We start from the raw sequence: 11,782 nt of genomic DNA on the forward strand, positions 1-11,782 counted from the left end.
GTATGCCTCGCGCTCGTGCGTCAGACGTCGACCGCCCTGGTTGATTGACCGGTCCCGGATCTCGAAGTCCATCGCATCCCCTGAGCTGGGGTGTTGCGACGACCACTAGAACCCAAGCGTGCGTCGGGGGCCTCTTTCTGTCCCGGAACTGTCCCGGAGACGGCGACAAATCCCCACGGACAGTGCCAGCCAGTGACAGACGCCAGACCTCAACTCTGACCGCATCGACGCAGGCCGGAGGCACAATTGCTGCTGCGCCAACAAGATCCGCCCATGCCAGATTCGGGTGTCAGCTGCTGAACGAGCAGGTGCGCAACGCCCACACCTAGGCGGGTTCGTGATCCGGCCCGCGGCGGCTGCCGTCACCGCGGGCCGGATCACGCCGCGATCAGCTCAGCACTTGCCCCACTTGAACCCGGTCAGGTCGTCGGTCCGCCCGGCCGCCGGGTTGAAGACGAAGGGCGTGCCGATGGTGGACCACTGGCCGCCGGCCCGGAACGTGAACTTCACGGTGGGGTGCTGCTCGTTGTTCAGAATATGGGTGAAGCCGCACGCGTCGGTCTGCGACACGTTCTTGACCGACCTCGTCGGATTGGACGTGAAAAGGTACGTACTGGATATCCAGAGCCCTTGCGGCGAGCCCTGGAAGTTCGCCTGCGGGTAGGCCCACACCCAGGGGTTGGGATCGGCCGACGCCGCGGGCGCCACGGCGATCGTCACGCCGAGACCCAGGGCCAGGGTGGCCGCGATCGTGGTGAAACGCTTCATAATCCCCTCCACATCACTTCGTTCTTCCGGCCTGACGGTTTTTACGAATCGGACCGTAAGCGACCAGAAAATGGCCGGCAAGGTGGGCCGACCGGTCGGGCAGCCGTCGACGAACAACGGACGCACACCTCTTCAGAAGTGACCTTTTTCGTTTGAAAGTTGCTCGGAAATTCCCGCCGTCGTGGCCGGAACGGCGAATTTCGGAAAGTGTTCACCCATGCGGTGTCACCTGCTTGTGCTGTGCGCGGCGCTCGTGGTGCTCGGCGGCTGCGCGCCGGCCGGCACGGGCTCCCGCGATCCCGTCCCGGTCGGAGAGCTGGCTGAGACCCTGCGACAGGCGCTGCCCACGGGGAGCACGGCTCGGGTGTCGCCGGCGGACCAGCCGGGCATGGTCCGTTACGACGACGGCAAGGGCGTCGTGGTCATGGCGGTCTCGGTCGGGCGGTTGCCGCCGGATCAGGCCGACCAGGCCACGGCCTGCCCCCTGTACTCGCAGCACCCCTATGCCCGCTGCGTCCGCCGCACCAAGCCGGACGGCGGACTTGCCGCCATCGACCAGGACCACGTCCAACCACTCACGCCCACCGGGGTCGAGAGGTGGACCGCGCTGACCGTCACCGTCGCAGGCGAGTTCGTGTCGCTCACGGAATGGAACGCCGCCGACGCCGATGCCGCGCCCACTCGGCCCCATCCCCCGCTGACCCCGGACCAACTGTTGGACGTCGCGGACTCCCCGCGCTGGGTCCCGCTGGCGAAGCGCCTGCCGACGCAGCCGCGACCGCCGACGACGCCCGAGGTCGCCTCCGACCGGATCCTCGCCGTACTGAGGCAAGAGCTCGCGCCCGCGATCCGCTTGGAACGCAAGGACTCCACGAGCCGCGGGTACGCCGAGGCCACTGTGGACGATGGCGGCGGTGAGGGTTTGCTGACCGTCACCGTGCAGCAATGGCAGCGGCCGGACGATCCGGATCTGGTCGACCTCTTCCGGAATGCCCGGACGACCGCCGACGGCACGCAGGTGACGACCCGGCGGCAGTCTCCGACGGCCGACACCGTGCAGGAGGACGCCGATGTCCGGACACCGGGCGGTCTGCGGGTCGCGGTGTCGCAGGTGAACGCGCCCGCCTTCGGCCTCCCGGCCACCCGTGCGGCTCCGCTGCTCACCGTCGACCAGTTGACCCGGTTGGCATCGGCTCTCCTGCGGGCCGCCGCATGACTTGGCTCGATGAGTGGGAAAGCTGTCTCGCTACGGGTGCGGAACGGTCACACGACGGCACTACCGTCGCCGTAGTGACGAACCGCGCGGACGGCGCAACGGCATCGTGGGCCGAGGACGCCGATATCGCTGGTGGGCAACCGTGTTCGCGCTTGGGGTCCAGCGACGGGTACGGCTGGACGCCGCTGGTCGCCCGTACCTACAGCTGCCCATCGACCGTTGCCGAGTTCAGCACCGAACCGACCACGGCGCTCACCGTCGTGGTGACCACTCATGGCGTTCGGGAAGTCGCGTGCCGCGTCGACGGCCGCTGGCGGCAGACCATCCATCGGGCGGGATCCGCGCACGTCGCCGCCCCGCTGACGTCGAGCACAATGCGTTGGCACGCCACAACATCCGCGCCGGTGCGGACGGTGAACATCTACCTGCGCCCGCACCTGGTGGACGAGGTCAGCTGGGCCATGGGCGGCGTCGGCATGCTGCTGCCCGGGGAACTCCCGGACATCCCCCTGTTGGAAGACCCGTACGTGGCCGCGGCGGGCAAGGCCATCGCCGACGCCGTCGAGCGCCGCGCCCCCGCGGTCTACGCCGACTCACTCGCCCGCGCTCTGACCGCACACCTGTTGCACGTCAACCACTTTCGGCAGCCTTCGGACCCTCCGTCGCCACTGGGACGGACCATGCTGCGCACCGTGGCGAGCTATCTCCACGAGCATCTCCATGAGGACGTCATACTGTCCGACCTGGCGACACTGACCAATATGAGCAGGCATCACCTTCTGCGGATGTTCAAGAAGTACACCGGGACGACGCCCCACCGCTACCTCGTTCAGCTGCGGCTGCGCAAGGCCGCGTGCCTGCTGCGCACCACCTCCCAGTCCGTGCAGCAGGTGATGGCCGCGTGCGGCTACGCCAGCATGGGCCCGTTCTCGGCCGCGTTTCGGCGGGAACACGGCTGCTCGCCGGGCCAGTTCCGACGGGAGCCCGGCTGACCGCCACTGAACGGCTTTCGCCGGATGACGAGCGTGGCCACAGCCCTGATCGATGCTCGGCGCCCGGGCCGGCAGAAGGCCCGGGCGCCGAACCCGTCAGCCCTGGTCGTCCGAGGACTCGCGGACGACGGCGACCGGGCAGGGGGCCTGGTTGAGCACGGCGTGGCCGATCGAGCCGAGGATGACTCGCTGCAGGCCGCCGCGGTGACGGCTGCCCACGACCAGCAGGGCGGCATCGGCGGCGCGGGCCAACAGGGCCTCGACGGGCTGGGAGTCGATCTCCTCGCGCTGGATGTCGAGATCGGGGTGCGCCTCGCGCCAGGCCTCGACCTCGGCGACGACCGCGGCGTCGGCGACGTCCTGCTCGGCCGCGGCGGCGTTGCGCTGCTCAGTGGTGAGGCGCTCGACGAGCAGCGCGAACGGACTGGCGGAGCGACCGTGCACGGCACGTACCGGCAGCTTGTGCCGCGCGGCGAAGTCGAGAGCGAAGCGGGCGGCGTGGTCGCCGGTGCCGAGGCCGCCGACGCCGATCACCACGGACGAGCCGGGCGCGTGCGCAGCCTCGCTCCGGACGACCACTACGGGCCGGGAGGTGGCGTGCACGATCTCGGAGGCGGTGGACCCGAGCAGCGTCCGCGCCAGCGCGCCATGACCGGAACCGCCGACGACAACCAGGTTCGCGTCCACGTTCTCGGCCTCGTTGGCCAGCGCGTCGGAGGCGAACCCGTCCACCAGCGCGACGGTGACGGCCAGCGTGGGCTGGTCCCGGCGCAGCCGCTCGGCCTCGGACTCCAACAGCTCCGAGAGCGCCTGCCGGATCTGGTCGAGGTCGGGTTCCGGCGGATAGCCGGGCAGGGCGCCGGGCGTCATCGCCACCGACCACTGCGATTCCACGGCCTGCACGAGGCGCACGGGACGGTCCCGCACGACCGCCTCCCGGGCCGCCCAGAGCGCCGCGCCCCGGGCGCCGTCCGACCCGTCGAAGCCGACGAGGACGGGACCACCGAACGATGAGGTCACGGGACATGTCCTTCCATCACGGATCACGGGTGTGTCCGAGGATGCCCATGATCGGCTTCGCCGAACCCTGCGATTACCATCGACGCCCATGACGAGCGTGGCGGGGCTGGTGCTGGCGGCCGGGGAGGGACGGCGGTACGGGATGCCGAAGGCGCTGGTCGTCCACCGGGGCCGGCTGTTCGTGGAGTCGACGGTGGATCGGCTGCGGGCGGCGGGATGCACGCGGATCGTGGTCGTGGCGGGGGCGGCGGCGGACGAGGTGCGGCGCGCGGATCTGGGCGACGCGGACGTGGTGGAGAACCTGGACTGGGCAACGGGCATGGGATCGTCGCTGCGCCGGGGAATCGAGGCCCTGCAAGAGACGGCCCTGCAAGAGACGGCGCTGCAAGGAGAAGACGCGGTCGCGGTGATGACGGTGGACCTGCCGGGCGTCACGGCCGAGGCGATCGCCAGGGTCCTCGAACACGCGAGCACGAAGGCCCTGGCGGCGGCGACGTACGACGGCAGGCGGGGGCATCCGGTGCTGATCGGGCGTGAGCACTGGCAAGGGGTGCACGAGGTGGCGCAGGGCGACAGCGGCGCGCGGGCGTACCTGAAGCGGCACGAGGTGACGGAAGTGGCCTGTGACGACGTGGCCGACGGGCACGACGTGGACCGGCCGGAGGATCTTCCCGGGTGAGGTAGCGTCCGCCCATGAGGTGGATCACGGGAATCGCGGCGGCGCTGCTGACCGTAACCATGGCCGTGCCGGCCCAGGCAACCCCGGGCCCGACCTGGCGGTTGCACACCACGGGCAGTGACGCCCGGCTGCGTGGGCTGAGCGCGGTGAGCCCGCTGGTGGCTTGGGCCAGCGGCAGCGCGGGCACGATCCTGCGCACGACCGACGGCGGCCGGACCTGGGAGCAGAAGGCCCCGCAGGGCACGGCGGCGCTGGATTTCCGTGACATCCAGGCGTTCGACGCACAGCACGCGGTGGCGTTGTCGATCGGCGAGGGCGACAGCTCCCGCGTCTACCGCACGGACAACGGCGGCAAGACGTGGCAGCAGACGCAGACCAACCAGGAGCCGAAGGGCTTCTACGACTGCATGGCCTTCTTCGACCAGCGGCACGGCCTGATCGTCGGCGACCCGCTGAACGGCCGCTTCGAGGTGCTGGCCACCGATGACGGCGGCCGCAGCTGGCAGATCCTGCCCAACACGGGCATGCCCGACGCGCAGCCGAACGAGGCCGGTTTCGCGGCCAGCGGCCAGTGCGTGGCCACGAGCGGCGCGAACGACGCCTGGATCGGCAGCGGCGGCGGCGCGCAGTCCCGGGTCTACCACTCGTCCGACCGTGGCCGGACCTGGCACGCGACGGCCACTCCCCTGCCCAGCAACGCCTCCTCGGGCGTGTTCGCGGTGGCCTTCCGCGACCGCAACCACGGCGTGGCGGTCGGCGGGGACTACTCGCCGCCGAACGCGGGGGCGGCGGCCACGAGCCGGGACCAGGGCCGGACCTGGCAGGCGGCGAGCGTCGGCGGCTACCGCTCGGGCGCGGCCTGGCTGCTGGGCAACGCCGTGGTGGCGGTCGGCCCGACCGGCAGCGACCTGAGCCTGGACGGCGGCCAGCACTGGCGCCAGTTCGACACCGGCAGCTTCGACACCGTCGACTGCCCGGGTCCGGTGACCTGCTGGGCGGCGGGCGAGCACGGCCGGGTCGCCACACTCGGCGTCGGCTGATTCACCCGTAAGCTCATGCCTTGACAAGCATATAGCCGGTGACGTACTCCAAGCAGGTGGCCACGACCTTCGAAGTGCTCGCCGAGCCCAGCCGGCGCCGGATCCTCGACCTGCTACGTGACGAGGAGCGGTCGGTCGGCCAGCTCGTCGACCAGCTGGAGCTGAGCCAGCCGGCGGTGTCCAAGCACCTGCGAGTGCTGCGCGAGGCCGGCCTCGTGACGGTGCGGATCGACGCCCAGCGCCGCTGCTACCGGCTGCGCCTGGACCCGCTGCGCGAGCTGGACGACTGGCTCGCGCCCTACCGGCGGCTCTGGTCGGACCACCTGGACGCGTTGGAACGGCACCTCGACAGCATCGCCGGCGGCGACGAGGCTTGACGGCCGGGGTTTAGTGGTGTGGACCATTTGAAACGATGCACGGAGGCACGTTCACATGACCGAGGACTACGGGACCTTCCTGCGTGACGAGCTGGGCCGCGTCGAGCAGCACAACGCGGACACGCTGGACAAGGTCGCGGACGTGCTGCTCGCCGCCATCAAGGCGGACGGCACGGTGCTCACCGCGGGCGCCGGGCACTCGCTGGCCGCCGTCGCCGAGACCTTCTACCGAGCGGGCGGCCTGGCCTGCGTGCGCCCGCTGTACCACCCGTCGCTGCTGCCCATGCACGGCGCGCTGTCCAGCACGACGGCCGAGCGCCGGTCCGGCCTGGCGGCCGAGGTCCTGGACGGCGTGGCGCTGACCGACAAGGACGTGCTGATCATCTTCTCCACCTCGGGCATCAACCCGTACCCGGTGGAGCTGGCCCGGCAGGCCAAGGCCGCCGGCACGCCGGTGGTGGCCTTCACCTCGATCGCCACCAGCTCGGTCGCCCCGAAGCGGGCCGGCACCACGCTGGCCGAGGAGGCCACGTTCGTGCTGGACAACCTGGTCATTCCGGGCGACGCCGCCTACCCGCCGGCCGCGCCGGTGACCGCGCCCAGTTCCTCGCTGGCCAACGCGTTCCTGTGGAACCTGCTGCTGGTGCGGCTGCTGGACCGCGCGACCGCGACCGGATTCGACCTGCCGCTGTGGCGCAGCGCCAACGTGGAGGGCGGCGACGCGGCCAACAAGGCGATGCTGGCCAAGTACACGCCCCGCATCGACGTGCTGGCGTGATGGAACAGACACCGGCGGTGAGTAGAAATACCGAGGAACGGAAGTCGGGGAGGGTCTAGCGTCCGTCATGACGCTCAAGGGGGGCTTGAACTTCATGCAGTCGAAGACCAGATGGTGGATCCTGGGCACGGGCGGCACGGCGGTGGTCGTGGTCATCTCACTCGCCGGTTATCTGCTGTTCGCGCCTGGACCGCCGTCCTCCCATGCCGCAAGCGCGACGACAGCGGAGCAGCCCGCGGCGACGGCCGACAGTGTGGCGCAGGACTACGCGCACTCCTTCGGCGCGCTCGAGACCACGGCCGCCGCCCAGCTGACCGATGATCCGACGGCGGCGACCGCGGCGCTCACGCTCGTGTACAAGAACATGAGCAACGCTCGACTGACCGCGAGCCTGGTCGGGCCGGCCGCCGACAACGCGGCCACCATGAACGTGGACTGGCACGCCGGCCCGCTCGACCTGGCCTACCAGGCGCCGCTGCAACTGGTGCAGCGCAACGGGAAATGGCTCGTGCACTGGTCCGACGCGGACATCCATCCCGAGCTGGCCAAGGGGCAGTCGCTGACCCTGCGGACCACGCCCGGCGGCTCGTCGCTGACCGACCGCGACGGCAAGCCGCTCGCGCTCGACGCCGTGCCGAAGACGCTCAAAGCCGGTGTGCAGCAAGCGATCGGGGGCGATCTTCAGGCCGTCGACGGGCACTCGATCACCATCGTCGACGCCACCGGCGCCGACGTGAAGACCCTGCAAACCCAAGAGGGCGCCAAAAAAGCGGCCTACGCGCTGACCATCGACGCCGCCACGCAGGCGGCGGCCCAGAAGGCGGTGGACAGCTTCCAGGGCGCGGCCACGATCGTGGCGTTACAGGCCTCGACCGGCGAGATCCTCGGCATCGCCACCAACAGCGCGTTCGACAGCGGCTCACTGAGCCCGCTGACCGGCACGTTCCCGCCCGGCTCCACGTTCAAGATCGTGACGTCGACCGCGGCGCTGCAGCACGGCCTGACCTCGAACTCCACGGTGTCGTGCCCGAACACCGTCCACATCGGACCGCGCACGATCCCCAACGAGGGCACGCTCAAGCTGGGCGCGGCGCCGGACTACGCCACCCCGCTGATCCAGGCCTTCGCACAGTCCTGCAACACCACATTCGCCCAGGTGGCGGCGAATCTGGGCGCGAACGACCTGCCCACCGCCGCCCGACAGCTCGGCCTCGGCGTGGACTTCGACATCCCGGGCATCACGACCAACACCGGACGCGTCGATGCCGCGACCGACGAGGTGGACCGCGCGGTCGACGGCTTCGGCCAGGGGACCGACCTGGTCAGCCCCTTCGGCATGGCGGTCGTCGCCGCCACCGTCCACAACGGACAGGTGCCGACGCCGGTGCTGATCAGGGGTCAGCAGAGCACCGCGGACGGCAAGGTCGCGGCGCCGCCCGCGAGCGTGCTCACCCAGGTGCGGAGCATGATGCGCGAGGTGTGCACATCGGGCACCGCGCGGGCGCTGGCCCCGCTGGCCGGCACGTACGGCAAGACCGGCACGGCCGAGGTCGGCGACGGACCGGCCCACGGCTGGTTCGTCGGCTACCGCAACGACGTGGCCTTCGCGGTGCTGCTGCCGCACGCGGACTCGTCCGCACCCGCGGTGACCCTGGCGGGCAGCTTCCTGCGTGCGATCGGCTGATCCCAACTGATCACCCGGACGGCGTTGATCACCCTATCGGACCAAGGGGTTCAAGGCGTGAAACGGTCGTCCGGGTGCAGCCTCGCCCTACTTCTTCTTGGTCCTGGTAGCACCGCCCCGGCCCCGAAGAGTGACGCCGGACTCGGACAACACCCGGTGCACGAAGCCGTAGGAACGCCCCGTGGACTCCGCGAGCGCGCGGATGCTGGCGCCCTTCTCGTACTTCTTCTTCAGGTCAGCGGCCAGCTTGTCCCGCGTGGGCCCCGTGATCCGGGCGCCCTTCTTCAGGTCAGCCACCTTGTCCCGCCTTCCGTGGGAGTGCAGGTCGGGCCCCGTTCGGCCCCTGTCGTCGCAATGATCGAACACGACGGGCCCGAACGCCAGACGATCAAGCAAAATCATCGCTCGGTGATCGTTGAGTTACCTCTGGCTGATCACCGGAGTGAATGAAGTGATCAGAGTGGCCATTGATGCAGATCAGCGCCTCGACCAGCGGATCAGGCCAGCTCGATCAACTCGAGGTAGTCCTCCGACCAGTGGTCCTCCTGACCGTCCGGCAACAGGATCACCCGCTCGGGTTCCAGGGCCTGCACGGCGCCCGGGTCGTGGGTCACGAGCACGACCGCGCCCTCGAAGCGCCGCAGCGCGTCCAGCACCTGCTCCCGGCTGGCCGGATCCAAGTTGTTGGTTGGCTCATCCAACAGAAGCACGTTGGCCGCGCTGGACACAAGGCCCGCCAACGCGAGCCGGGTCTTCTCGCCGCCGGACAGCGTGCCCGCCGGCTGGTCCAGCTGCTCCCCGCTGAACAGGAACGTGCCGAGCAGCGACCGCAGCTGCTGCTCCTGCGTGTCCGGCGCGGCGTGCCGGATGTTGGCCCAGACCGACGCGTCGTGGTCGAGGGTCTCGTGCTCCTGCGCGTAGTAGCCGATCCGCAGGCCGTGCCCGCGCACGAGCTCGCCGGCGTCCGCCTGCTCCGTGCCGCCGAGCAGGCGCAGCAACGTGGTCTTGCCGGCGCCGTTGAGCCCGAGCACCACGACCTTGCTGCCCCGGTCGATGGCCAGGTCGACGCCGGTGAAGATCTCCAGCGAGCCGTAGGACTTGCTCAGCCCCTCGGCCATCAGCGGCGTCTTGCCGCACGGGGCCGGCTGTGGGAAGCGGATCCGCGCGACCTTGTCGGCGGTCCGCTGGTCCTCCAGCCCCGACAGCAGCTTCTCGGCCCGCTTGGCCATGTTCTGCGCGGCGACCGCCTTCGTCGCCTTGGCCCGCATCTTGTCGGCCTGGGCCATCAGCGCGGACGCCTTCTTCTCGGCGTTGGCCCGCTCGCGGCGGCGGCGCTTCTCGTCGCTGGCTCGGGCTTCGAGGTACTTGGACCAGCCCATGTTGTACATGTCGACCTCGCCGCGGGTGGCGTCGAGGAACCAGACCTTGTTGACCACGTCGGCCAGCAGCTCGACATCGTGGCTGATCACGACCAGGCCGCCGGTGTGCTGCTTGAGGAAGGACCGCAGCCAGGAGATGGAGTCGGCGTCGAGGTGGTTGGTCGGCTCGTCCAGCAGCAGCGTGGTGCCGGCCTTGCCGCCGACCCCGGACTCCGAGGCGCCGAACAGGATCCGGGCCAGCTCGACCCGCCGGCGCTGGCCGCCGGACAGCGTGCTCAGCGGCTGGGCCAGCACGCGATCGGCCAGGGCCAGGTTCGCGCAGATGCGGGCCGCTTCGCTCTCGGCCGCGTACCCGCCGAGGGCGCCGAAGCGCTCCTCCAGTCGGCCGTACTTGCGGACCGCCTTGTCGAGCGCGTCCTGGTCGACCAGCTCGGCCATGCTGGTCTGCGCCTTCTCCATCTCGCGCAGCAGCTGGTCGAGGCCGCGGGCGGAGAGCACCCGGTCCTTGGCCGTGACGGACAGGTCGCCCTCGCGCGGATCCTGTGGCAGGTAACCGAGTTCGCCGCTGCGCTGGACCTGGCCCGCGTAGGGCTGGCCCTCGCCGGCCAGCACGCGCAGCGAGGTCGTCTTGCCGGCGCCGTTGCGGCCGACGAGGCCGATGCGGTCGCCCGGCTGCACACGCATCGTGGCGCCGGAGAGCAGGATGCGCGAACCCGCGCGCAGTTCAAGGTCAGTGACGGTGATCAAGGGAGACTCCGGGGTCGAGGGTGATCGCGGGCAAGGCACGTCCGCCCACCGGCTCGCGGCCGGCGGGCCCGGAGGCCGCCTAGCAGATCAGCTTGATCACGCACCCAGTTTACGTGCTCACGCGAACCGATTTCGCCAACCCCGGGCTTCGGTCCACGGTTGTGACGCGACGCACAGCGACAAGACGTCAAATGTGAATGTCTTGACTACTCCATTCGAGCTATGCCTACACTCCGTCGGCCTAATGAAGTTGCTAGATCAACAACTTCCAGTGACCGCCCGAGATCAATTTCCGCCGCCGTTGATCTCTTTCCGGGGTAAGCGCTTTCCCTTGACGCTGCCGCGCGCCCGGAATCCGACCCGGTGAGGGGATTTCCTTGCTCCGACCACGCAAGTGGCTGCCTGCCGCGGCCGCGACCCTGCTTGCCGTCCTCGTCACGCCGACCGCCGTGGCCGCACCAGCCGGTCCACTGGAAGCGGGCGGCTCCAACTACGACTTCTACTCCCTGAGCGGCGGTTGCGACCGCGAGCCGTACGGCACCATCGACAGCTTCGACCGGGGCCGCGACACCATCACCGCGCAGCTGGCCCAGATGTACTCCGCCGGCCAGCGGCGGCTGCGGATCGGGATCTTCCACCAGCACGGCGCCGATTCCGGCACGGTGATGGACTCCAGCACCGGCGATCTCTCCCCTGTCGATCGCCAGCAGCTCGTCGACCTGCTCGCGGCGGTGCGCTCCGCCGGGTTCCAGGAGATCGAGGTGGCCTTCCACCCGCAGGGCGACGACGACCCGCACAACTGGAACGCCATCGACTCCTCGGCGTACGAGGAGGACTGGGGCGTGATCTCGCAGCTGCACCCGTTGATCGAGGCCGCCGGCATCCCGTACCGGATCGACCTGCTCAACGAGGGCATGCCCATGTCCAACGAGACGGTGTTGCGGCAGTACACGCAGCGGCTGTGGGCCGACTACACCGGGCGCTTCGGCCGTGACGACACCGTCGGCTTCTCCATGACGGTGTGGATCGCCGACCGCGCCACCCAGCTGCCCGCCGTCTACGGCTCGAATCCGCCCGACCTGTTCGACGTGCACCTCTACGG

The 11,782-nt window shown here is 70.0% G+C and carries 12 protein-coding genes; 8 read left to right on the top strand and 4 right to left on the bottom strand.

Going from position 1 to position 11,782, the window contains the following annotated elements; genetic code table 11:
• Positions 1-393 precede the first annotated feature (393 nt).
• Entirely contained in the window at positions 394-885 is a 492-nt protein-coding gene (locus AB0M73_RS48745) for a hypothetical protein (RefSeq protein WP_363906875.1), read from the bottom strand.
• A 100-nt stretch (positions 886-985) separates the two neighbouring features.
• Here AB0M73_RS48745 and AB0M73_RS48750 point away from each other — a divergent pair, with 100 nt between their 5' ends.
• On the top strand, positions 986-1,984 hold the full coding sequence (locus tag AB0M73_RS48750; RefSeq protein ID WP_363906877.1) for a hypothetical protein: 999 nt from the start codon (positions 986-988) through the stop codon (positions 1,982-1,984).
• 74 nt (positions 1,985-2,058) lie between these two features.
• Positions 2,059-2,976, top strand: coding sequence for an AraC family transcriptional regulator (locus AB0M73_RS48755; RefSeq protein ID WP_363906879.1), 918 nt, complete (start codon positions 2,059-2,061; stop codon positions 2,974-2,976).
• Between the two features lie 96 nt (positions 2,977-3,072).
• Here AB0M73_RS48755 and AB0M73_RS48760 read toward each other — a convergent pair whose 3' ends face one another.
• On the bottom strand, positions 3,073-3,996 hold the full coding sequence (locus AB0M73_RS48760) for a universal stress protein (protein ID WP_363906881.1): 924 nt from the start codon (positions 3,994-3,996) through the stop codon (positions 3,073-3,075).
• A gap of 88 nt (positions 3,997-4,084) precedes the next feature.
• Between AB0M73_RS48760 and AB0M73_RS48765 the strand changes: the two genes are divergently transcribed.
• The 5 genes from AB0M73_RS48765 to AB0M73_RS48785 all read left to right on the top strand — a co-directional run bounded on the left by AB0M73_RS48765 (position 4,085) and on the right by AB0M73_RS48785 (position 8,554).
• Positions 4,085-4,675 carry a nucleotidyltransferase family protein gene (locus tag AB0M73_RS48765; protein ID WP_363906883.1) on the top strand — a complete coding sequence of 197 codons (591 nt, stop codon included), beginning with the start codon at positions 4,085-4,087 and terminating at the stop codon, positions 4,673-4,675.
• Between the two features lie 14 nt (positions 4,676-4,689).
• Complete coding sequence (locus AB0M73_RS48770; protein WP_363906885.1) at positions 4,690-5,715, top strand: oxidoreductase; 1,026 nt, start codon at positions 4,690-4,692, stop codon at positions 5,713-5,715.
• 56 nt (positions 5,716-5,771) lie between these two features.
• Positions 5,772-6,092, top strand: coding sequence for a metalloregulator ArsR/SmtB family transcription factor (locus AB0M73_RS48775; protein ID WP_363906895.1), 321 nt, complete (start codon positions 5,772-5,774; stop codon positions 6,090-6,092).
• A 55-nt stretch (positions 6,093-6,147) separates the two neighbouring features.
• Positions 6,148-6,870 carry a sugar isomerase domain-containing protein gene (locus AB0M73_RS48780; protein WP_363906887.1) on the top strand — a complete coding sequence of 241 codons (723 nt, stop codon included), beginning with the start codon at positions 6,148-6,150 and terminating at the stop codon, positions 6,868-6,870.
• Between the two features lie 67 nt (positions 6,871-6,937).
• Positions 6,938-8,554 carry a penicillin-binding transpeptidase domain-containing protein gene (locus tag AB0M73_RS48785; RefSeq protein WP_363906889.1) on the top strand — a complete coding sequence of 539 codons (1,617 nt, stop codon included), beginning with the start codon at positions 6,938-6,940 and terminating at the stop codon, positions 8,552-8,554.
• Between the two features lie 87 nt (positions 8,555-8,641).
• On the opposite strand, the gene AB0M73_RS48790 is transcribed toward AB0M73_RS48785, so the two are convergent.
• Together AB0M73_RS48790 and AB0M73_RS48795 are read right to left on the bottom strand one after the other, a co-directional pair.
• Positions 8,642-8,956, bottom strand: a complete 315-nt coding sequence (locus tag AB0M73_RS48790) for a helix-turn-helix domain-containing protein (protein WP_255360854.1) — start codon at positions 8,954-8,956, stop codon at positions 8,642-8,644.
• Positions 8,957-9,051: 95 nt separating this feature from the next.
• Positions 9,052-10,680, bottom strand: a complete 1,629-nt coding sequence (locus tag AB0M73_RS48795) for an ABC-F family ATP-binding cassette domain-containing protein (RefSeq protein ID WP_363906891.1) — start codon at positions 10,678-10,680, stop codon at positions 9,052-9,054.
• Between the two features lie 377 nt (positions 10,681-11,057).
• Here AB0M73_RS48795 and AB0M73_RS48800 point away from each other — a divergent pair.
• Positions 11,058-11,782: hypothetical protein (locus AB0M73_RS48800; RefSeq protein WP_363906893.1), on the top strand; the 725-nt coding region annotated here is incomplete at its 3' end.

The organism is Kutzneria sp. NPDC051319 (assembly GCF_040682195.1).
GTDB lineage: Bacteria > Actinomycetota > Actinomycetes > Mycobacteriales > Pseudonocardiaceae > Kutzneria.

Coding starts and splice junctions, on each gene's coding strand:
- AB0M73_RS48750 (WP_363906877.1), top strand. CDS start 986: ATGCGGTGTCACCTGCTTGTGCTGTGCGCGGCGCTCGTGGTGCTCGGC.
- AB0M73_RS48765 (WP_363906883.1), top strand. CDS start 4,085: ATGACGAGCGTGGCGGGGCTGGTGCTGGCGGCCGGGGAGGGACGGCGG.
- AB0M73_RS48770 (WP_363906885.1), top strand. CDS start 4,690: ATGAGGTGGATCACGGGAATCGCGGCGGCGCTGCTGACCGTAACCATG.
- AB0M73_RS48780 (WP_363906887.1), top strand. CDS start 6,148: ATGACCGAGGACTACGGGACCTTCCTGCGTGACGAGCTGGGCCGCGTC.
- AB0M73_RS48785 (WP_363906889.1), top strand. CDS start 6,938: ATGACGCTCAAGGGGGGCTTGAACTTCATGCAGTCGAAGACCAGATGG.
- AB0M73_RS48790 (WP_255360854.1), bottom strand. CDS start 8,956: ATGATTTTGCTTGATCGTCTGGCGTTCGGGCCCGTCGTGTTCGATCAT.